The sequence below is a fragment of the Aeromonas sp. S9(2024) genome, assembly GCF_041403185.1.
GTDB classification, from domain to species: domain Bacteria; phylum Pseudomonadota; class Gammaproteobacteria; order Enterobacterales; family Aeromonadaceae; genus Aeromonas; species Aeromonas enteropelogenes.
The window spans coordinates 78,376-98,342 of record NZ_JBGLRE010000012.1 but is presented as its reverse complement, the minus strand read 5'-3'; the positions used below and the strand labels follow the sequence as shown (position 1 = coordinate 98,342).

Here is a 19,967-nt window from a genome sequence, read left to right as displayed (position 1 = left end):
GGAAAGTATCGCCATCATGGCGCCGACAAGCCAGTAATCAGCATGTCATACCAGCCAATAATACCTATTTAGTTATAGATATGGTTTCAATCCATGACGGGTATCCCCGCCATCGCCTCCGCCTCTCGGGCAATCGCCTCCGTCATCCCCTGAAAGATGAAGAGGTGGAACGGCAGCATGGCGAGCCAGTAGGCCAGTCCCCAGGCCCCCTGTGGATGCCAGTGGGCCGTCACCTTGAGCCGGGTCAGGCCAGATTCCTCCGGCAGTATGTTGAACTCAAGCCGCCCGACACCGGGCGCCTTCATGTTGAACAGCAGATCCAGCCTGCGCCCCTCGTCCACCCCGAGGATCTGCCAGGAGTCCAGCATATCCCCCTTCACGAAACGATCCGGATTGGTGCGACCACGGGTCAGGGCCGGGCCACCGATCAGGTGATCCATCCATTCGCGCACCACCCACAGTTGGTTCATGTAGAAGTAGCGCTTCTCGCCCCCCAGCTGTTGCAACACCTGCCACACCACCTCGGGGGCGGCGAGGCAGATGGCTTCCCCGCTGGCGGTGCGGTCATAGAAGCCGTATTCGGGATGGCGCCAGCGCAGACCGAGCGGCGTCTCTTCCCCCTGCTGTTCGGCCCCGAGTCGCTGCTCCAGCGCCAGGCTCTCCGTCAGCGCCTCGTCGAAGCTGAGAAGAGTCTGCGGCAGCAGGGTCCGCAGCGGACCGTCATCCGCCGGGATGTCGTGCTTGAGCCCCCCCACCAGCGCCTTGGCCACCGGCTGCGGCACCGAAGTAACAAATTGCAGCCACCAGGCGGATAGGCGCGGGCTCAGAAACGGCAGTGGCACTATTGGGCAGCGCTTGCCGATGTGGGCGGCGAACTTCTGCAACTGCTGCTGATAGCTGAGCAGCTCGGGGCCGGCGGCGTTGAAGATCTGGCCGTCCACCCCCTCAGCCTCCACCAGCCCGCCCAGATAGTGCAGCAGGTTGGAAAGCGCGATGGGGGGCGTGCGCGAGCGCACCCACTTGGGGGTCACCATCATCGGCAGGTTGAACACCAGATCCCGCATCACTTCGAAGGCGGCAGAGCCGGGCCCTATGATGATGCCGGCACGCAGCTCCACCGTCGGCACTCCGGCGGCGCGGAACAGCTCGCCGCAGTGACGGCGGGAGTTGAGGTGGCGGCTGTTGCACAGCTCCGGCTGAATGGCGCCAAGATAGATGATGCGGCGCACCCCGGCGGCCCGCGCGGCGGCGGCGAAGTTCTTCACCCCCTGCTGCTCCAACCGGTGAAAATCGGCTCCCGCCCCCATGGCGTGCACCAGATAGAAGACGGTGTCGATGCCCGCCAGCGCAGGCAACAGGGTGATGGGCTTGAGGCTGTCGGCAAGGCGAAACTCCACCCCGGGCGGCAGCCGGCAGGGGCGCCGCGCCCCGGCAACCACCCTGTAGCCCAGCGTTTGCAGATGGGGCACCAGGTAAGAACCTATGTAGCCCGCCGCTCCCATCACCAGACAATCACGCATCACCACCTCCGTCCCGCTCAATTCAGGCGCCACCCAGCTGTCAGCAGAGCTCATACAGGACGCCATCCCCATACCCGCATGCGGGCCTCACCATCATGCTGTCTGACGGCCACTTTGCAACATCAAGATAACAGAGTCGCCGCTTAGTGCGATTCGGTGTTAATCCCTCTTCTGCATGCGGTCGATAAATGACCAGGTGGATAGCGCCGAGGGCACAGGGATGCGCATCGATCACTACGACCTCCAGGGGGAGGTGCAATACCAGCAGCAACAGGCGCAGGCCCGCAAGGTACGCAACCTGGGGCCCGCGGCTGCGGCTATCAATCCGGCAGGCACGCAAACGCCCGCCACCACCAGCGAGGCGCACACCAGCCTCACGCTGACACAGACCGGCGCCCTGACACTGCAAGGGGCCAACCGCGCCACCACCAGTCAGCCGCAGGCCACCCCCACTCCAGCGCTGGCCAAACCCGCCGAAACCGGCAAGAGCGAGGAACAAGACGGCATCCCCAACGACGGGCTCGACAACCGCCAGCGCCTCATCAAGCTGATGATCGAAGCCATGGTCGGCCACGAAATCGAGGTGCCAGACCCTATCCAGCAGAGCCATCAGGAGGAGGCAGCCTCCACTCAAAGAGGGTCAACCGGCCAGGCTGCCAGTCAGGATCAGGTGGTGGAGGTGACTGACACCCTGCTGCAACAGGAACAACTCAAGGTGATCGCATCGGCCAGCGTCCAGACCAACGATGGCCAGACCCTGCAGCTGGATCTCGGCTTTGTGCTCGACTGGCGTCAGCTGGAGGTGAGCCAGCGCCGCACCACCCTGAATGCCCTCAAGGATCCGCTGGTGCTGAGCCTGGACGGCAAGATAGCCGCTCTGACCGACGCCCGGGTCAATTTCGACATCGATCAGGATGGTAAGGCGGACAGCCTGCCTGGCCTCGGCGAGGGGAGTGGCTTCGTGGCGCTGGATCGCAACGGCAACGGCACCATAGATGACGGAGGCGAGCTGTTTGGCGCCCGCTCCGGCAACGGCTTCGGTGAGCTGGCGGCCCTGGATGAAGATGGCAACGGGGTGCTGGATGGGCGGGACAGCCAGTTCTCGGCGCTGCAGTTCTGGCAGCCGGAACAGGCCCCCATCGCTCTGGTGGAGCTGGGGATCGGCGCCATCCTGCTGCGCCCCCTCGATACCCCCTTCAACCACCTTGGCGAGAGCGGCAGTCAGGGGGTGTTGCGCCAGTCCGGCCTCTATGTGACCGAACAAGGCAAGGGAGGCTGGGTACAGCAGATCGATCTGAGGGTCTGAACCCGGATGCAAGATCGCAAGTTTGGCCACTGACGAGACATGCCAGTGACCGCTTGAACCGGCTTAGCTTAGCTCAGCTCGGTGGGATCGATATCCAGACTCCAGCGCACCTTCTTGGTCTCGGGCCAGCTATCCAGCTCCTTCACCGCCCAATCCAGCAGCTGGGCCAGGGTTGCCCGGCTGGGCCCCTGCACCAGCAACTGCATGCGAAACTTGCCCGCCTTGCGCTCCATAAAACCGCTGATGGGCCCGAGCACCTGCAGATGGGGATAACGGGCGCTGCGTAGCGTCTCGGCGAGACGGGTAAGAAACAGCTGCACCTCGTCACGGCCGTTGGCCTCGGCCCGAAACAGCCCCTGATAGCTGAACGGCGGCAGCCCCAGCAGGCGACGCTCTTTCAGCGCCGTATCGGCAAAGTGGCCATAGCCATTCTGGGTCAGATCCTGCAGCAGGGCGTGCTCCGGGTGATGGCTCTGCAATACCACCAGACCCGGCTTGCTGGCGCGACCGGCACGACCCGCTACCTGGGTATAGAGCTGGGCCAGCTTTTCGGCGGCCCGAAAATCGGCGCTGAACAGGGCGCCATCCACATCCAGCAGCCCGACCAGCGTGACATCTGGGAAGTGGTGGCCCTTGGCCAGCATCTGGGTACCGATCAGGATCTTGTACTTGCCCGCCTTGATGTCGCCGAGATGGGTCTCCAGCTCCCCTTTGCGGCGGGTGTTGTCCCGATCGATGCGCACCACAGGATATTGTGGAAAAACCGTGGTGAGCAGTTGCTCGAGCTGCTCGGTGCCGACACCGGAGCCGATCAGTTCGCTGCTGCCACACTCGGGACAATGGTGGGGTAAAGGACGAATACTGTCGCAGTGATGACAGTGCAGGCGCCGGCCGGCCTGGTGCCAGGTGTACCAGGCATCGCAACGCTCGCAGGCGGCGCTCCAGCCACATTGATGGCAGATGAGGGCCGGCGCATAGCCGCGGCGATTGAGAAACAGCATCACCTGGTTGCCGGCCGCCAGATGCGACCCCATCAGCTGCTCCAGCTGGGGCGAAAGCCCGGCCTGCAGCCGCACGTTCTTGATGTCCAGGATCACCTGGCGAGCAGTCTGGGCGTTACCGGCGCGGCGGGTCAGGCTGAGGTGGTGATACTTGCCACTGCGGGCGTTGTGCAGCGTCTCCAGCGAGGGGGTGGCCGAACCGAGCAGGATGGGAATGCCGGCACGATGGGCCCGCATCACGGCAAGATCCCGGGCATGGTAGCGAAAGCCGTCCTGCTGCTTGAAGGAGCCGTCGTGCTCCTCGTCGATGATGATGATGCCGAGGTGCTTGAACGGGGTGAACACGGCGGAGCGGGTACCGATCAGGATGGCGGCGCCCCCGTCACGGCAGGCGAGCCAGGCATCGAGCCTCTCCCTGTCGTTCATGGCGGAGTTCATCGCCACCACGGGCACGTTGAAGCGGCGGCGAAAGCGATTGATGGTCTGCGGGGTGAGGCCGATCTCCGGCACCATCACCAGCGCCTGCTTGCCCGCCTTGAGCAGGGGTTCGAGGATGCTCAAATAGACTTCGGTCTTGCCGGAGCCGGTGATGCCATCCAGCAAAAAGGCGCCGAACTTGTCGCTCTGGCTGGTGACGGCAGAGACCGCCAGCGCCTGCTCACCGTTGAGGCGCAGCCCCTCGCCCGGCTCAAAATGGGTAGCCCAGTCACCGTCGTGGCTCGGCTCCAGGCTGCGCTTCTCCAGCAGCCCCTTCTTCTCCAGCGCAGTGAGGGCAGCGCTCTGGATCTCCTCCTGCTTGAGGGCGGAGGGGGTCTGTGGCCCCTTGCGCAGCAAGGCGAGGGCCTGCTGCTGCTTGGCCGCCCGCTTGAGCTCGTTGAGGTCCATGGCCATACCAGCTTCGGTGGCAAACCAGAACTCCAGCTCCCGATAGGCGGCGGGCTCTCCCTTGCGCACCAGCACCGGCAGGGCGTGGGGCAGCACTTCCCCCAGCGGGTGCTGGTAGTAGCTGGCACTCCAGTTCATCAGCGCCAGTATGTCCGGCCCCAGCACCGGCGTCGCATCGAGTACGCGCTTGATGGGCTTGAGCTTGTTGCGGGGCACCTGGCTCTCGGCCGGGTGATCCACCACCAGACCGACCAGAGTCTGGGGGCCGAAAGGGATCTCGACCCGGCAACCGGGTTCGGGCAGAGGCAGGGGGGAGAGATAGTCGAAATGACGGCGTAACGGCACCGGCACAGCCACACGAACCAGATCCAGCGTTTGGGAAGAATTCACCAGGGGTTGCCTATTTTTTCTGCGAAGCCACTTGCCTGATCTCAGGCATTTCCTATATTATTCGCAGCCTTTGAAACTGTGTTCAACAATCGTGTGGTGTCCGACAAGAGATCGGATGGCGACACGGCCTATTAATTGAGGTTGTCCATGAAAGCTGGTATCCATCCTGACTACGTAGCCATCACCGCCAAGTGCTCTTGCGGTAACGTCATCAACACTTTCTCTACCGTTGGTAAAGATCTGAACCTGGACGTGTGCTCCGAGTGCCACCCGTTCTACACCGGCAAGCAGAAAGAAGTTTCTAGCGGCGGCCGCGTAGACAAGTTCAACAAGCGTTTCGGTGCGATGACCACCAAGAAGTAATCTTACTTCTGAAGAATTCTGAAAAAGGCGCCCGATGGGCGCCTTTTTTACATCCCAAATTTACCCACCAGATAACCGGATCATTGTCCCCGTTCCTCGCTTCGGCGCAGATAGACGTATCCCTCTCCCGGGCTGCCCCAGCGCGCCTTGCCTTTCAGATCATATGCCCGATCCAGCAGCCTGACGCTGTTCGGCCCAATCCAGATATGTTGCACCAGGGTCGCGGCCCCGCCAAAGTTGGTGGCGCAGTGCCCGACCCGGGTATGGCCGGCATATTCGCCGGCGAAGGTGCGTGCCAGCCAGATCTCGCACCCCTGGCGTAAAGAGAGCTGTTGCGGGGTCAGAGAATCGAGCAAGGCAGGGTTGTGCCAGGCTCCGGCAAAATCGGTCGCCATCGGCATGGTCAGCTCGGCCATCAGGATGCGTCCGTCGGGCGCGGGCGAGAAGCGGTAGATGCGCTGGCGAAAAGGACGCACCGCACGCTGGGTCAGATATTGCTCGGCATATACCCAGCGATAGCCCTGACGGCCGCGCCAGATCTCCATCAGCCGCAGCTCGGCGCTGGTAAAGCGGCTATCATAGCTGGCCTGCTCCTTGCTCGAGAACTCCCCGCTGAACCAGGAAAGCAAGGGCTCCATGCTCGACGTGGGCGAACCATTCCCGGGTATTGTCCCTGCCAACGCCAGACAGGAGCAGAGCAGCCCGAGCACGGCCGCCAGCAACTTTGCCATCGAATCCTTCCGAATCATCATAGTGGCGGCGATTATATGAGCGAATCCCGTCAATAACAGCCATCAGGATCAAATCCTGGCCACTCTGGGGAAAAAACCTTGTGGGAAGAGACCTACGGATATGATGAAAATCCCCTTCCCCGCCAATATTGGTCGGCCAGACAAGAAAGCGACACCGGCTGGCAACATGGTGCAGGTGCTGGCACAAAAGCGGGAGCGTGCCGACCTGTTCAAGGAATATTCATTGAAATGCCGGGCTCACTCCTTATACTGGATCCACCTGTTTCCGGCGGTGGATTTGACACAATGGAATACAACACTTCAGAACTGTGCGACATCTATCAGGACATGGTGGATGTGCTCGAACCCATGCTCTGCTCCTTCGGCGGCCGCGCCTCTTTCGGCGGCGTCATCACCACGGTCAAATGCTTCGAATCGAACGGCCTGATCCGTGAAATCGTCAAGGAAAACGGCGTCGGCCGCGTATTGCTGATCGATGGCGGCGGCTCCATGCGCCGCGCCCTGATAGACAGCGAGATCGCCACCACGGCTGCCGAGAACGAATGGGAAGGGATCGTCTGCTACGGCTGCGTGCGCGAAGTCGACATCCTGGAAGATCTGGATATCGGCATTCAGGCACTGGCGGCTATTCCCGTGGGTGCCGACAGCAAGGACGTTGGTGAAACCGATCTGCCGGTCAACTTCGGTGGTGTCACCTTCCTGCCGGATGACCATCTCTACGCGGATACGACCGGGGTGATCCTCTCCCCCGAGGCGCTCGATATCGAGTAAGCCGCAACTAGAATGACAACGGGAGCCAAGGCTCCCGTTTTTTATGGCCGCTTTTCGCCAGACGCAGACAAAAAAAGAGGGCCAGTAAAAACTGGCCCTTTAACTGGAAGCAATGTGAGCAATGTCGTGCCTTCACAAGAAGTCCATCACGTTGGAACAAATGAAGTCTTTCCCGGAAAACAAGTTAACAATAATCATTCTCATTTAACTGTGCAACCCTTATTTGCCAAAAAAGCAAAAAAATTGACCACCGCTAAGGGTGGTCAATTTCGTCAGGCTTGTCGTGTGGCCGTCTGCAGGCTGGCCAATCCAGCCTCGCCCACCAGCTTACGGCTGAGGTAACGCAGCAATACACCATAGAGCGGAACGAACAACCCCAGGCTTATCAGCAGCTTGAATACATAGTCCACGGTCGCGATCTCGACCCAGTGTTCGGCCATGAAGGGGTCCGTGCTACGCCAGAAGGCGATGCTGAAGAAGGTGATGGTATCCACCAGATTGCCAAACAGGGTGGAGGCAGCCGGCGCAATCCACCAGTGCTTGAGCAGCCGCAACCGGTTGAACACCACCACGTCCATGAACTGCCCCACCAGATAGGCCATAAAGCTGGCCAGGGCGATGCGTGCCACGAACAGGTTGAACTCGGCCAGATGGCTGACCCCCTGGAAGCTCCCCTCGAAAAAGAGCACCGAGAGCACATAGGAGATAGCCAGCGCGGGCAGCATCACGGTCTGGATGATCTTGCGCGCCAGGCCGGCACCGAAGATCCGCACCGTCAGATCAGTAGCCAGGAAGATAAACGGGAAGCTGAACGCACCCCAGGTAGTGTGAAAGCCGAAGATGGTGATCGGCAGCTGCACCAGATAGTTGCTGCTGGCAATGATCAGGATGTGGAACAACGAGAGGCGCACCAGCGCCGTCTGGTGCTGAGCAGGGGTCAGATTCATATTGTGACCTTTTTGGTTAATGGGGTTAGGGAACCCATACCGCCACCATTGGCGATAATTGAGGGGCGGCATTATACCGCCCCCTATCGATAGTTCAATCTTTATGCTGTTCAGCAAGCCAGAACAGCACCTCCTGATCGGCCGGGTGAACCGCGGTCAGCCAGCAACCGCTGTAGTGTTCATACTCGAGTCGCAGCCGGCTGCCTTCAAATTCCAGCAGCCAGCTGTGGCGGTCTGCCCCCCATTCCCGTTCGATCACAACCAGCTCCCACGCGGCCAGCAACGACTCGGCACGGGCGGGAAAGTTGTCCCACTCAAGCCCATCACACGCCAGCATCACCACGCCGGCGTCCGTATCTGTCTGTGTAATTCGCCAGTTCATTCCTTGCCTCTCAACTGCTGCACGACAGCTCGCCACCGCAATACCAAGCGACAACCGGCGTGGCGAGCTCCTCATATTCAGGCTGTTCATCAAAGGGGTTTTGCAAGACTGCAAACAGCCGCTCAAACGGCATCATATCCCCTCGCTCTGCAGCCTCTATCACCTGCTGGGCCAAGGCATTGCGTAGCACATATTTCGGATTGACCGCATCCATCTTCGTCTTGCGGACAGCGTCCTCGCTCCCCTCCCGGGCTAGGCGCTCACGATAGTCCGTCAACCACCCCTGCCAAGCGGCAGGATCCGGCAACAAGGCCAGCAGGGAGGCGGGCCACTCCCCCTGTCGGGTCAGTTCGCCCAGCCGGCGCAAGAAGAGGTGGTAGTCCACCTTGTGCGCCGCCAGCAGTCGGAACAGCTCGCGAAACAACGCCGGATCATCGTCCTCCCACACCACCAGCCCCAGCTTGGCCCGCATCAGCTCGGAGTAGTGCAGCATCAGCTGGTGCTCGTACTGAGCCAGGGCCGACGCCAGGGCGTCTCCCTCGACATGACCCGCCAGCGCCTGGGCCAGCTTTTGCAGGTTCCAGTAGCCGACCGCCGGCTGCTGATCCAGGGCGTAGCGACCGCCCGGATCCGAGTGGTTGCAGACGAAGTCCGGCACATAGGCGTCGATGAAGCCGTAGGGACCGTAATCCAGGGTCAGCCCGAGCAGCGACATATTGTCAGTGTTCATCACCCCGTGGCAGAAGCCTGCCGCCTGCCACTTGGCGATGAGCCGCGCGGTGCGGCGCACCACCTCGGCAAACAGCTCGGCCCCGTTCGCAAGCTCCTGGAAATGATGACGCAGCGCATAGTCGATGAGGGCCGGGATCTTCTCCCCCTGCCCGCTCCAGGCGAAATACTCGATGTGGCCGAAGCGCAGGTGGCTGGAGGCGGTGCGTAGCACGGTCGCCCCTGTCTCCACCTGTTCGCGGTAGACCGGCTCCTGGCTACCCACCAGCACCAGCGCCCGGGTAGTCGGGATGCCGAGGGCATGGAGCGCCTCGGAGGCCAGATACTCGCGAATGCTGGAGCGCAGCACGGCACGGCCATCGCCAAACCGGGAGAAAGGGGTCTTGCCCGCCCCTTTCAGATGCAGATCCCAGCGCTGGCCATCCGGCGCCAGTTGTTCTCCCAACAACAGTGCCCGTCCGTCACCAAGGCGCGGGCTGTAACCGCCGAACTGGTGGCCCGCATAGACCTGGGCCACCGGCTGCATGCCGGGCAAAGGCTGCCCATGACCACAGCAGGCCAGCCAGTCGGCCTCGCTCACCGCCCCCAGCCCCAGCTCGCCGAGCAGCGCACGGTTGAGGTGCAGCAGGCCGGGGGCATGCAGTGGTTGGGGGGCGACGGGCTCGCAGGCCCAGGGCAGTTCGGTGGCAAAAGTGTTGATCAACTTCATGGTGATGCGGGTCGTCCCTGCGTATGCTCGTGTCACTCTTTATACCGCCCCCGGCCATTTCCGGCTAACAGGCGATCGCGTATTTCATATCAAGGAGAAGAAGATGCAGAAATGGGTGTATGCCCTGCCTTTGCTGGCTCTGGCCTGGGGACACAACGCCAGGGCGGCGGATATTGAGGCTGGCAAGGCCAAGGCTGCGGTGTGCGCAGCCTGCCACGGCGTCGCAGGCAAAGCGAGCGTGCCGGTTTATCCTCACCTGGCAGGCCAACAGGAGGCCTATCTGTTGAAACAGCTGAAAGCCTTCAAGGATGGCAGTCGCAAGGAGCCACTGATGGTTCCCTTCATGGCCCCGCTCACCGATGCCGACATGGAGAACCTGGCGGCCTATTACGCCAGCCTGAAATAATTCACGGCGTCCGGATAATGGGCGCCTTCCCCCTGATGTGCCGGTCTGAATCTGCCACGGTCGATGATGCTTCGCTAATCGATCCTAGCGCCGGCAGTAGTCGATGATAAGGTCCATAAAGGCTTCACCGAAACGCTCCAGCTTGCGATGGCCGACGCCGTTGATCGCCAGCATCTCGTCTTCCGTCATCGGCATGAGCTGTGCCATCTCCACCAGGGTCGCATCGTTGAACACCACGTAGGGCGGCACCTCTTCATCCTCGGCAATCTGTTTGCGCAGCGCGCGCAACTCCTTGAACAGCCGCTTGTCGTAGTTGGCGTTGTCGAGCAGGCCGTTGCGCTTCTCCTTGCGGCTGGAGATGGGCTGCAGGCGGGGTACCGCCAGTTCCAGCTTCACCTCGCCGCGCAGCACGGGGCGGGCCGCCTCGGTCAGCTGCAACACCAGGTTGCGGGTGATGTTCTGGGTCAGCAGGCCTTTGTGGATCAGCTGGCGGATCACGCTCATCCAGTACTCGTGGCTCTGATCCTTGCCGATGCCGTAGGTCGAGAGCTTGTCGTGGCCGTGATCCTTGATGCGCTGATTGAGCGAGCCGCGAAGCACCTCCACCACATAGCCTACCCCGAAGTTCTGGCCCACCCGCCAGACGCAGGAGAGTGCCTTCTGGGCGTCTTCGGTGCCGTCATAGCTCTTGGGCGGATCGAGGCAGATGTCGCAGTTGCCGCACGGCTTGTCGTTGTACTCGCCGAAGTAGTTGAGCAGCACCTGGCGCCGGCAGGTCTGCGCCTCGGCAAAGGCCGCCATCACGTTGAGCTTGTACTGCTCCACCTGCAGCTGCTGGGGGTTTTCGATGTTGTCGAGCAAGCGGCGCACCCGACCGATATCGGCGGGATCGTAGAGCAGCAGCGCCTCGGCCGGGGTGCCGTCACGACCGGCGCGGCCGGTCTCCTGATAGTAGGACTCGATGTTCTTGGGGATGTCGTAGTGCACCACGAAGCGCACGTTGGGCTTGTCGATGCCCATGCCGAATGCCACCGTCGCCACCACTATCTCGATGTCATCCTTGAGAAAGGCTTCCTGGGTCTGCTGACGCTGCTCGAGCGGCAGGCCGGCATGATAGGGGGCCGCCTTGCAGCCGTGTCGAGAGAGCCGCTCGGCCACTTCTTCCACCCGGTTGCGGCTGGAGCAGTAGACGATGCCGCAGTTGCCCTTCTGGCTCTGCACATAGCGCAGCAGCTGCTCGGCCGCCTTGAACTTTTCCACCAGGCTGTAGCGGATGTTGGGCCGGTCGAAGCTGGCGGTGTGGATAAAGGGATCGTTGAGCTCCAGTCGGTGCAGCATGTCGCTGCGGGTCGCCTCGTCGGCGGTGGCGGTGAGCGCCACCACGGGCACCTGGGGGAACCACTGCTTGAGCCGTCCGAGCGCCGCATATTCCGGCCGAAAATCGTGACCCCACTGGGAGACGCAATGGGCCTCGTCGATGGCGAACAGACCGAGCGGCAGTTCGGCCAGCCGGTCCATGAACTCATGCTGCAGCAGACGCTCGGGGGAAACATAAACCAGTTTGATCTCGCCGCGCCGCATGGCGGCAAAGTTCTGGATCATCTCCTCCCGGCTCAGGGCCGAGTTGATATAGGCCGCCGCCACGCCGTTGGCACGCAGGCTGTCCACCTGATCCTTCATCAGCGAAATGAGGGGGGAGACCACCACCCCAAGCCCCGGTCGCAGCAGTGCCGGGATCTGGTAGCACAGCGACTTGCCGCCGCCGGTGGGTTTGAGCACCAGGGCATCACGCCCCGCCACTATCTGCTCGATGATCTCGAGCTGGCCCGGCCGAAATTGCTGATAGCCGAAGACCGCTTGCAGCAGGGCTAGCGGTGTCTCTGGCTGAGGGTCAGGCAGGGTTTCGGCAATCGCAGTCATGGGCTCTCCTTTGGGGTCGCCATTCTAAAGCAGCCGCCGTCCACAATAAACCTGCCATTGCGACTGTTAAGGAAGTGTTGCAGACTGGCTGGAGTTTTTACTCGGCTTTGCTGACAAGGATCGGGATCAAGGATGAAACAGATGCTCAAGAAGATGGCGCTCAGTGGCATTGCCAACCTGTTTGCCGAGAAGATGCCATTCAACAAGCTGATCGGCATGCAGGTGACCCACTACGACTTCGACAAGGTGGAGCTGCGTATCAGGATGGACGAGAAGCTCATTGGCAACCCCTTCCACAACATTCTGCACGGCGGCGTCACCGCCAGCCTGCTGGATGTGGCGGGCGGCATGATAGTCGCCGCCTCCTGCATCGACGAGCTGGAGGATTTCTCCCCCAGCTACCTCAAGGAGCGCTTCTCCCGCCTTGGCACCATCGATCTGCGGGTGGACTATCTGCGCCCGGGGCGCGGCAACGAGTTCATCGCCACCGCCCACATCATCCGCGCTGGCAGCAAGGTCGCCGTTGCCCGCATGGAGCTGCACAACGAGGAGGGGACCCATATCGCCTTCGGAACCGGTACCTATCTGGTTGGATGAGCCCGCTTAATGCATAAAAACCACTCTGTTAATCCACTTTTAATCATTAGATTCCTTACCCCCTCCGCCCGATAAAGAGCCATACTGAGATCCGGGATTGTTTGCAGAGGGAGGATTGCAGGCGATGAGTGCGAAACTGGCGACCACACCATCCAGAGCCTTGTTGATGCGTATCGAGTCCATGCTCGACGAGGTGCAGACACCCGAGTGTCGTCACTGGCTGGAACAGGAGCTTGAGGGCTATGCGCTCTCCTCGCCCCTGCCTTGGTATCGCATCGTTCCCTGCCGGCAACGCGGTCACTTTTTGGATCTGAAGACGGGAAAATATTTGACCTGTCATATCAACAGTCAAACGCTATGCCAACGCGATCTGGCCCAAATTCAGTTCATCTATGCCCGTGAACCCGCCGCCCACTATTTGCTGCAACGCAATTCCGGTATTGAGCCCTGGCCAGAACAGCTGCTGGAAGATTATCAGGAGCAGCTGATCCCCGGCCATCTATGCCTGCAAGCCTGGCATGAGCCCGTGATTTCATTACGTGCACAACTGATGGAGGGAATTGAACATTTCATTAGTGAGTACCCCAAGCACGCGGCCTTGCAACCTCAGCACAGCTTCAAGGCATTGCGGCATCAGCACTGGCATATCTGAGTAAGCGCCTGGCGCGCAAGGAGGGCACTATAGACAAGACCCATAGCGAGATTGCCACAATCTGAGAGTGCCGGAGTCAGGATCAGACTCCACCCATGGGCCACCGGGCGGTGGCCCTTTTCATGCCTGCAGCAATCCCCCCTGCCACTCAGCACTCGTCCACTTCTTGTGATCGCAAAATACAGTCACGACTCAGCCATCATCGGCAGTGCTCGGCCCGGGAATACCCCAGATATTCCGGATGCGGAACTAGATGGCCCAAGCTACGTCAGGAAAGAGAAGCTGCCGGCTGGCAGAGAGAAGAAAAGGGGGAGAGTAGAAATGCGAAAAGGCCGCTCATTGAGCGGCCTTTTCAAATGTGGTCGGTGTGAGAGGATTCGAACCTCCGACCCCTTCGTCCCGAACGAAGTGCGCTACCAAGCTGCGCTACACACCGATGTCTGCGGGACGGGAATTTACCGAAAGCCCCGACCCGACACAAGCCTTTTTTGCATTAAAAGGGAAAAAAAGTGCTGCTCGCTCAACTATTCAGCGTTTTAAGCACGAGTTTACCGGAATGCAGCCAGGTGATGACATTCCGGCAACCGGGCTCAAGGCAACTGCAGCGACTCGGGCCCCAGTAAACGGGGTCGCCAGTCAGCCACCATCCCGTGCTCCAGCCAGCTGACCGCATTCTGACGCCAGTTGGGCGACAGCGCCGGGTTCTCCAGCAACAGCAGTAGATCGGCTTCGTTGCGTACCTGATTGAACAGGATATCGGCGGTGCGCTTCACCGTCAGCTCTGGATAGGGCCTGTCCACCAGCTCCAGAGTCTGATCCGGTGCGACCATGCCCTCCTCCAGCACCCGCAGCAACCAGCCACAGCGACCACTGAGCTGCATCACCTGGGACATCTGACCATAGCCAAAACGCTGGTTGAGTTTGAAACAAGGCGATCTGGGCTGACTTATCTGGATCAGCGCCTCGCCGAGTCGATAGACATCGCCGATGCAAGCCTGTGCTTCGGCCAGCCCGAGGCCAGAGAGGTTCTCACCAAAAGCGGCGGGTTGCCATGGCGTTTTGGGCGCGGGCAAGCCCAGCGCGGTTTGCCAAGTCTGCCACCAAGGGTAGTGATCGGCGGGATAGTAGTGCAGCGCCCGATCCGGGCCGCCGTGATGACGTTGATCGCTTTGCTCATCCCCCTCCAGTCCAAGCTGGCCGCAAAACAGCGGCACCGTGGCGGGGTGTTTGTGAATGGCTGTCGTGAGACCGGGCACCAGTTCGGCGCCACGGCCAGTAAAGAGAGAGATCCGCATACTCATCCTCCGAATTGACGAGAGTAGGCGGATCTTAACACGAGGTCAGGCGACAGCCTGCATCTGGGCTGTCATGGCGATCTCGGCGCGGCGGCGTTTCTCCGCCTTGGCCATCAGATACCAGCTGCCAAAGGTGAACAGGGATACCGACAGCAGGATCAGGCTGGCAACCGCATTGATCTCGGGTTTCACGCCGAGACGCACAGCCGAGAAGACCTCCATCGGCAACGTGGTCGAGCCCGGGCCGGAGACAAAGCTCGCCAGCACCAGGTCATCCAGCGACAGGGCAAACGACATCATGCCGCCCGCCGCCAGCGAGGGGGCGATCATCGGGATGGTGATCAGGAAGAACACCTTCCAGGGCTTGGCCCCCAGATCCATGGCCGCCTCCTCGATGGAGAGATCCAGTTCCCGCAACCTGGCCGACACCACGATCGCCACATAGGCGGTACAGAAGGTGGTGTGGGCAATCCAGATGGTCACCATGCCCCGCTCGGCGGGCCAGCCCACCAGCTGGGCCATGGCCACGAACAACAGCAGCAGGGAGAGACCGGTGATCACCTCGGGCATCACCAACGGCGCCGTCACCATGCCGCCGAACATGGTCCGGCCGCGGAAGTGAGGGATCCGGGTCAGCACAAAGGCCGCCACTGTACCGAGCGCTACCGCCGCAATCGCGGTGTAGAAGGCGATCTCCAGCGAGCGCAGCACTGAGCCTATCAGCTGCTTGTTGTCCAGCAGGCCGAAGTACCACTTCAGCGACCAGCCACCCCATACGGTCACCAGCTTGGAGGCGTTGAAGGAGTAGATCACCATGATGACCATGGGCAGGTAGATGAACAGCAGACCCAGCCACAGCATCAATTTGGCAAAACCGAAACGCTTCATGCTTTACCCTCCAGCTCTTTGGCCTGGTTGCGGTTGAACAGGATAATGGGGACGATCAGCACCGCCAGCATCACCACCGCCAGGGCAGAGGCCACCGGCCAGTCACGGTTGTTGAAGAACTCCTGCCACAGCACTTTACCAATCATCAGAGTCTCGGGGCCGCCCAGCAGTTCCGGAATCACGAACTCGCCCACCACAGGGATGAACACCAGCATGCAGCCGGCGATGATGCCGTTCTTGGAGAGCGGTACCGTGATTTGCCAGAAACGGGTGAGGTTGCGGGCACCGAGATCGGAAGCCGCCTCCAGCAAGCTCTGGTCGTGCTTGACCAGGTTGGCATAGAGCGGCAGCACCATGAACGGCAGGTAGGAGTAAACGATGCCGATGTAGACCGCCAGGTTGGTGTTGAGGATCTGCAGCGGCTCGTCGATGAGGCCTATCCCCATCAGCAGGCTGTTGAGCAGGCCGTTGTTGCTGAGGATGCCCATCCAGGCGTAGACCCGGATCAGGATCGCGGTCCAGGTCGGCATCATGATGAGCAGCAGCAGAACGGTCTGGGTCTCCTTGTTGGCCCGGGCGATGGCATAGGCCATCGGATAACCAATCAACAGACAGAGCAGGGTGCTGATGAAGGCCATCTTGAGGGAGCCGAGATAGGCAGCGATATAGAGCTCATCTTCCCGCAGCAGCAGATAGTTGCCCATGTTGAGCAGTATGGTGAGCTGGTTGTCGGCCCAGCTCACCACATCGGTGTAAGGCGGGATCGCTACATCCGCTTCGGCGAAGCTTATCTTCACTACGATGATGAAGGGCAGCAGGAAGAAGAGGAACAGCCAGAAGAACGGGATGCCGATCACCAACTGGCGCCCGCCCAATATCTTCAGTCGTTTCAATGCATTCATGATTGCAGCACCACGCCGCTGTCATCTTCCCAGTAGAGGAACACCTGGTCATCCCAGGTCGGCCGCTTGCCGTGGCGTTCGGCGTTGGCGATGAAAGCCTGAACGATCTTGCCCGAGGGCAGCTGGATGTAATAGACGGAGTGGCCGCCCAGATAGGCGATGTCATAGACCTCGCCCTTGGTCCAGTTGAAATCGGGGTGCTCGATCTCGACCGGTTTTTGCAGGCTCATCAGCAGCTTCTCCGGCCGCAGGGCATAGGTCACCTTCTTGTTCTCGGCGCGGGAGCTGATACCGTGGCCCACATAGATGGGCTGCTCCAGGTCGGCACAGGCGATGGTGGCATGGTCCTGCTCATCCTCCACCAGCATGCCGTCAAACAGGTTGACGTTGCCGATGAACTCGCACACCAGCCGGCTGGCCGGGGTCTCGTAGATGTCCATCGGGCTGCCGATCTGCTCGATACAGCCGAGATGCATGATGGCGATCCGCTCGGCCATGGTCATGGCCTCTTCCTGATCGTGGGTCACCATGACGCAGGTCACGCCGACCCGCTCGATGATCTCGACCAGCTCCAGCTGCATCTGGGAACGCAGCTTCTTGTCCAGTGCCCCCATGGGTTCGTCCAGCAACAGCAGCTTGGGGCGCTTGGCCAGGGAACGAGCCAGAGCTACCCGCTGCCGCTGACCACCGGAGAGCTGGTGCGGCTTGCGGCGGGCATACTGGGTCATCTGCACCAGCTTGAGCATCTCCTCCACCCGGGCATCGATCTCGGCCCTGGGCAGGCCATCCTGCTTGAGGCCGAAGGCGATGTTCTGCGCCACCGTCATGTGGGGGAACAGGGCATAGGACTGGAACATCATGTTGATGGGGCGCTCATAGGGCGGCATGTCGGTGATGTCGACCCCGTCGAGGAACAGACGTCCCTCGGTGGGGCGCTCGAACCCGGCCAGCATCCGCAACAGGGTGGATTTACCCGAACCGGACCCTCCGAGCAGGGCGAAGATTTCGCCCTTGTGGATGTTGAGCGACACATTGTCGACCGCCAGCGTTTCATCGAACTGCTTGCTGACCCGATCGATCTTGACCAGCACTTCTTTGCGCTGCTGACTGCCCTCGAGGGCTTTCTTGTAGGCACTGGAGGCTATCGCCATTACCAAACTCCCAAGCGTGACACCGACCAGAGGGTCGATTCATAAAAGCGATCTGGCGCCCCAGAGCGGGCACCAAGGTTAGGTTCCGGACTTGATCTTCGTCCAACTCCGGGTCATTTGGCGCTGTACCGCACGTGGATGTGCCTCCTGCACAAACAGATGCTCCAGCACCGCTTGAGGCGGGTAGACCCGCTCATCCTTGCGCACCTCCTCATCCATGAACTCTCCGGCCTTGGCATTGGGGTTCGCATAGCCCACATAGTTGCTGATCTTGGCGATCACCTCGGGCCGCAGGACATAGTTGATGAGGGCGTGGGCTTCTTTGACATTGTGGGCATCCGCCGGGATGGCCATCATGTCGAACCAGAGGTTGGCTCCCTCCTTCGGAATGCTGTAGGCGATATTCACCCCTTTGCCCGCTTCCTCGGCTCTCGCCGCCGCCTGCAGGATGTCGCCGGAGAAACCGGCCGCCACGCAGATGTCGCCATTGGCCAGATCGCCGATGTACTTGGAGGAGTGGAAGTAGGCCACATAGGGCCGCACCTTCAACAGCTGGGCCTCGGCCTTCTTGATGTCGGCCGGTTCGTGGCTGTTGGGATCGAGTCCGAGGTAGTTGAGGACGGCGGGGATCATCTCGTCGGCGGAGTCGAGAAACGCGACGCCGCAACGGGAGAGTTTTGCCATGTTTTCCGGTTCAAAGATGGTGGCCCAGGAGTCAATCTTGTCGACCCCCAGCACCGCCTTGATCTTGTCGACGTTGTAGCCGATGCCATTGGTTCCCCACAGATAGGGCACCGCGTATTGCTGACCCGGATCCACCTTGTCGAGCTGGCCGAGCAGCACGGGGTCCAGGTTGGCCAGATTGGGCAGCTGGGATTTGTCCAGTTTCTGGAACGCTCCCGCCTGGATCTGCTTGGCCAGGAAATTGTTGGAGGGCACCACCAGGTCGTACCCGGTCCGCCCCGTCAGCAGCTTGCCCTCAAGGGTCTCGTTGGAGTCAAACACGTCATAGACGGTCTTGATCCCGGTCGCCTGCTGGAAATCGCTGAGGGTCGTCTCGCCGATATAATCGGACCAGTTGTAAAAGTGCACCACAGGGGCTGCCTGGGCCACATTCGCCAGCCCCATGGTCAGGGCAAGGGTGATCAACTTGGTAGTATGCACTGTGTCAGTTCTCCTGTTTTGTGGTATTCCGGCTGCGCATCCCTTCGCGCGGCCCATCCCGAAGGGATGGCATCACAATCCTCCCGGCCGAACTGCGGACCGGGAGGAGCACTCGTCACTTACTTGCCGGACTTGATCTTGGTCCAGCTGCGGGTCATGGTCCGCTGCACCTTGGCCGGCAGATCCGGGAAGGTGTAGATCTTCTGCAGGGTCGCCGCATCGGGATAGACACCCGGATCGGTGCGGATCGCCTCATCCACCAGCGGAGTAGCTGCCTTGTTTCCGTTCGGAGCCTGTATCTGGTTGGTGATGTTGGCGATCACCTCCGGCTTCATCAGGTAATTGATGAAGACGTGAGCAGATTCCACGTTCTTGGCATCCGCCGGGATGGCGATCATGTCAAAGAAGCTGCCTGCGCCTTCCTTCGGAATGATGTAGGTCAGCGCGACGCCATTTTTGGCCTCGGCGGCACGTGCCTTGGACTGTTGCAGGTCCATGGAGTAACCGACCGCCACACACAGGTTGCCGTTGGCCAGATCCGAAATGTACTTGGAGGAGTGGAAATAAGCGGTATAGGGGCGAATGGAGAGGAACAGCTCCTCGGCCTTCTTCAGCTCGGCCGGCTTCTGGCTATCCGGCTTGAAGCCCAGATATTGCAGGGCCGCAGGCAACATTTCGGTCGGCGAGTCGAGGAAGGAGACGCCGCACTCCTTGAGCTTGGCCATGTTTTCCGGCTTGAACACCAGATCCCAGGAATCCACCGGGGCCTTGTCACCCAGTACGGCCTTCACCTTCTCGGGGTTGTAGGCAAAGCCGATGGTGCCCCACAGATAGGGGATGGAGTACTGGTTGCCCGGATCGCTCGGTTCGAGCGCCTTGAGCAGGTTGTCATCCAGATTTTGCCAGTTGGGGAGCTTGGACTTGTCCAGCTTCTGGAACACGCCCGCCCTGATCTGCTTGGCCAGGAAGGGGTTGGACGGCACCACGATATCGTAGCCAGACTTGCCTGCCAGCAACTTGGCTTCCAATACCTCGTTGCTGTCGAACACGTCATAGACCACCTTGATGCCCGTCTCCTTCTGGAAATTATCCAGGGTATCCGAGGCGATATAGTCGCTCCAGTTATAGACGTGCAACACCTTCTCTTCAGCCATTGCTCCGGCGCTTGCCATGACCAACGCCACAGAGGCAGCGATCACTCCCGTTTTGAAAGACATCATCCTTGTCTCCTAAGCAA

The 19,967-nt window shown here is 60.7% G+C and carries 19 protein-coding genes and 1 tRNA gene; 6 read left to right on the top strand and 14 right to left on the bottom strand.

From position 1 onward, the window contains the following. Positions 1-86: 86 nt before the first annotated feature. Positions 87-1,520: a DUF2867 domain-containing protein gene (locus ACB028_RS17540; protein ID WP_371144857.1), complete on the bottom strand. Its 1,434-nt coding sequence runs from the start codon at positions 1,518-1,520 to the stop codon at positions 87-89. A 220-nt stretch (positions 1,521-1,740) separates the two neighbouring features. On the opposite strand from ACB028_RS17540, the gene ACB028_RS17535 reads away from it, so the two are divergent. After that, on the top strand, positions 1,741-2,826 hold the full coding sequence (locus ACB028_RS17535) for a hypothetical protein (protein WP_371144856.1): 1,086 nt from the start codon (positions 1,741-1,743) through the stop codon (positions 2,824-2,826). Positions 2,827-2,894: 68 nt separating this feature from the next. Here ACB028_RS17535 and priA read toward each other — a convergent pair whose 3' ends face one another. Further along, a complete protein-coding gene (priA, locus tag ACB028_RS17530) occupies positions 2,895-5,102 on the bottom strand; it encodes a primosomal protein N' (RefSeq protein ID WP_371144842.1) in 2,208 nt (735 codons plus the stop codon). 147 nt (positions 5,103-5,249) lie between these two features. On the opposite strand from priA, the gene rpmE reads away from it, so the two are divergent. Further along, positions 5,250-5,465: a 50S ribosomal protein L31 gene (gene rpmE / locus ACB028_RS17525; RefSeq protein WP_005306787.1), complete on the top strand. Its 216-nt coding sequence runs from the start codon at positions 5,250-5,252 to the stop codon at positions 5,463-5,465. A gap of 80 nt (positions 5,466-5,545) precedes the next feature. Here the strand turns inward: rpmE and ACB028_RS17520 are convergent, their stop codons facing one another. Beyond that, positions 5,546-6,196, bottom strand: coding sequence for a chromophore lyase CpcT/CpeT (locus tag ACB028_RS17520; protein WP_223379512.1), 651 nt, complete (start codon positions 6,194-6,196; stop codon positions 5,546-5,548). Between the two features lie 306 nt (positions 6,197-6,502). Here ACB028_RS17520 and rraA point away from each other — a divergent pair, with 306 nt between their 5' ends. Then, complete coding sequence (rraA, locus tag ACB028_RS17515; protein ID WP_026456861.1) at positions 6,503-6,988, top strand: ribonuclease E activity regulator RraA; 486 nt, start codon at positions 6,503-6,505, stop codon at positions 6,986-6,988. A 272-nt stretch (positions 6,989-7,260) separates the two neighbouring features. Here the strand turns inward: rraA and ACB028_RS17510 are convergent, their stop codons facing one another. From ACB028_RS17510 to ACB028_RS17500, 3 genes are all read right to left on the bottom strand, one after another. Next, positions 7,261-7,935 carry a 7-cyano-7-deazaguanine/7-aminomethyl-7-deazaguanine transporter gene (locus tag ACB028_RS17510; protein ID WP_042027298.1) on the bottom strand — a complete coding sequence of 225 codons (675 nt, stop codon included), beginning with the start codon at positions 7,933-7,935 and terminating at the stop codon, positions 7,261-7,263. Between the two features lie 94 nt (positions 7,936-8,029). Next, the gene (locus tag ACB028_RS17505; RefSeq protein WP_216993428.1) at positions 8,030-8,317 is read right to left on the bottom strand and encodes a DUF3630 family protein; all 288 of its coding nucleotides are present in this window, start codon (positions 8,315-8,317) and stop codon (positions 8,030-8,032) included. 10 nt (positions 8,318-8,327) lie between these two features. After that, entirely contained in the window at positions 8,328-9,755 is a 1,428-nt protein-coding gene (locus tag ACB028_RS17500; protein ID WP_371144841.1) for a YdiU family protein, read from the bottom strand. A 103-nt stretch (positions 9,756-9,858) separates the two neighbouring features. Between ACB028_RS17500 and ACB028_RS17495 the strand changes: the two genes are divergently transcribed. Beyond that, on the top strand, positions 9,859-10,161 hold the full coding sequence (locus ACB028_RS17495; RefSeq protein WP_201942446.1) for a c-type cytochrome: 303 nt from the start codon (positions 9,859-9,861) through the stop codon (positions 10,159-10,161). Positions 10,162-10,245: 84 nt separating this feature from the next. Here the strand turns inward: ACB028_RS17495 and recQ are convergent, their stop codons facing one another. Further along, the gene (recQ, locus tag ACB028_RS17490) at positions 10,246-12,081 is read right to left on the bottom strand and encodes an ATP-dependent DNA helicase RecQ (RefSeq protein ID WP_371144840.1); all 1,836 of its coding nucleotides are present in this window, start codon (positions 12,079-12,081) and stop codon (positions 10,246-10,248) included. 132 nt (positions 12,082-12,213) lie between these two features. Between recQ and ACB028_RS17485 the strand changes: the two genes are divergently transcribed. Together ACB028_RS17485 and ACB028_RS17480 are read left to right on the top strand one after the other, a co-directional pair. Further along, complete coding sequence (locus ACB028_RS17485; protein WP_042027294.1) at positions 12,214-12,678, top strand: thioesterase family protein; 465 nt, start codon at positions 12,214-12,216, stop codon at positions 12,676-12,678. Positions 12,679-12,802: 124 nt separating this feature from the next. Beyond that, positions 12,803-13,330, top strand: a complete 528-nt coding sequence (locus ACB028_RS17480) for a hypothetical protein (protein WP_026457638.1) — start codon at positions 12,803-12,805, stop codon at positions 13,328-13,330. A 359-nt stretch (positions 13,331-13,689) separates the two neighbouring features. On the opposite strand, the gene ACB028_RS17475 is transcribed toward ACB028_RS17480, so the two are convergent. The 7 genes from ACB028_RS17475 to ACB028_RS17445 all read right to left on the bottom strand — a co-directional run bounded on the left by ACB028_RS17475 (position 13,690) and on the right by ACB028_RS17445 (position 19,947). Continuing rightward, positions 13,690-13,766, bottom strand: a tRNA-Pro gene (locus tag ACB028_RS17475). A 154-nt stretch (positions 13,767-13,920) separates the two neighbouring features. Beyond that, entirely contained in the window at positions 13,921-14,625 is a 705-nt protein-coding gene (locus ACB028_RS17470; RefSeq protein WP_371144839.1) for an MOSC domain-containing protein, read from the bottom strand. A 45-nt stretch (positions 14,626-14,670) separates the two neighbouring features. Further along, the gene (locus ACB028_RS17465) at positions 14,671-15,513 is read right to left on the bottom strand and encodes an ABC transporter permease subunit (protein WP_026457636.1); all 843 of its coding nucleotides are present in this window, start codon (positions 15,511-15,513) and stop codon (positions 14,671-14,673) included. After that, a complete protein-coding gene (locus ACB028_RS17460) occupies positions 15,510-16,415 on the bottom strand; it encodes an ABC transporter permease subunit (RefSeq protein ID WP_042027291.1) in 906 nt (301 codons plus the stop codon). The genes ACB028_RS17465 and ACB028_RS17460 overlap by 4 nt, the downstream gene beginning before the upstream one ends. Then, positions 16,412-17,566 carry a polyamine ABC transporter ATP-binding protein gene (potA, locus tag ACB028_RS17455; RefSeq protein ID WP_026457327.1) on the bottom strand — a complete coding sequence of 385 codons (1,155 nt, stop codon included), beginning with the start codon at positions 17,564-17,566 and terminating at the stop codon, positions 16,412-16,414. The genes ACB028_RS17460 and potA overlap by 4 nt, the downstream gene beginning before the upstream one ends. 78 nt (positions 17,567-17,644) lie before the next feature. Further along, positions 17,645-18,730 (bottom strand): polyamine ABC transporter substrate-binding protein, encoded by a 1,086-nt coding sequence (locus ACB028_RS17450; protein ID WP_042070603.1) that lies wholly within the window; start codon positions 18,728-18,730, stop codon positions 17,645-17,647. Positions 18,731-18,849: 119 nt separating this feature from the next. Next, a complete protein-coding gene (locus ACB028_RS17445) occupies positions 18,850-19,947 on the bottom strand; it encodes a polyamine ABC transporter substrate-binding protein (protein ID WP_329602421.1) in 1,098 nt (365 codons plus the stop codon). Between the last annotated feature and the right edge of the window lie 20 nt (positions 19,948-19,967).

Coding starts and splice junctions, on each gene's coding strand:
- ACB028_RS17540 (WP_371144857.1), bottom strand. CDS start 1,520: ATGCGTGATTGTCTGGTGATGGGAGCGGCGGGCTACATAGGTTCTTAC.
- potA (WP_026457327.1), bottom strand. CDS start 17,566: ATGGCGATAGCCTCCAGTGCCTACAAGAAAGCCCTCGAGGGCAGTCAG.
- ACB028_RS17485 (WP_042027294.1), top strand. CDS start 12,214: ATGAAACAGATGCTCAAGAAGATGGCGCTCAGTGGCATTGCCAACCTG.
- ACB028_RS17510 (WP_042027298.1), bottom strand. CDS start 7,935: ATGAATCTGACCCCTGCTCAGCACCAGACGGCGCTGGTGCGCCTCTCG.
- ACB028_RS17535 (WP_371144856.1), top strand. CDS start 1,741: ATGCGCATCGATCACTACGACCTCCAGGGGGAGGTGCAATACCAGCAG.
- recQ (WP_371144840.1), bottom strand. CDS start 12,081: ATGACTGCGATTGCCGAAACCCTGCCTGACCCTCAGCCAGAGACACCG.
- ACB028_RS17505 (WP_216993428.1), bottom strand. CDS start 8,317: ATGAACTGGCGAATTACACAGACAGATACGGACGCCGGCGTGGTGATG.
- ACB028_RS17465 (WP_026457636.1), bottom strand. CDS start 15,513: ATGAAGCGTTTCGGTTTTGCCAAATTGATGCTGTGGCTGGGTCTGCTG.
- ACB028_RS17520 (WP_223379512.1), bottom strand. CDS start 6,196: ATGGCAAAGTTGCTGGCGGCCGTGCTCGGGCTGCTCTGCTCCTGTCTG.
- ACB028_RS17500 (WP_371144841.1), bottom strand. CDS start 9,755: ATGAAGTTGATCAACACTTTTGCCACCGAACTGCCCTGGGCCTGCGAG.
- ACB028_RS17470 (WP_371144839.1), bottom strand. CDS start 14,625: ATGCGGATCTCTCTCTTTACTGGCCGTGGCGCCGAACTGGTGCCCGGT.
- rpmE (WP_005306787.1), top strand. CDS start 5,250: ATGAAAGCTGGTATCCATCCTGACTACGTAGCCATCACCGCCAAGTGC.
- rraA (WP_026456861.1), top strand. CDS start 6,503: ATGGAATACAACACTTCAGAACTGTGCGACATCTATCAGGACATGGTG.
- ACB028_RS17495 (WP_201942446.1), top strand. CDS start 9,859: ATGCAGAAATGGGTGTATGCCCTGCCTTTGCTGGCTCTGGCCTGGGGA.
- ACB028_RS17460 (WP_042027291.1), bottom strand. CDS start 16,415: ATGAATGCATTGAAACGACTGAAGATATTGGGCGGGCGCCAGTTGGTG.
- ACB028_RS17480 (WP_026457638.1), top strand. CDS start 12,803: ATGAGTGCGAAACTGGCGACCACACCATCCAGAGCCTTGTTGATGCGT.
- ACB028_RS17445 (WP_329602421.1), bottom strand. CDS start 19,947: ATGTCTTTCAAAACGGGAGTGATCGCTGCCTCTGTGGCGTTGGTCATG.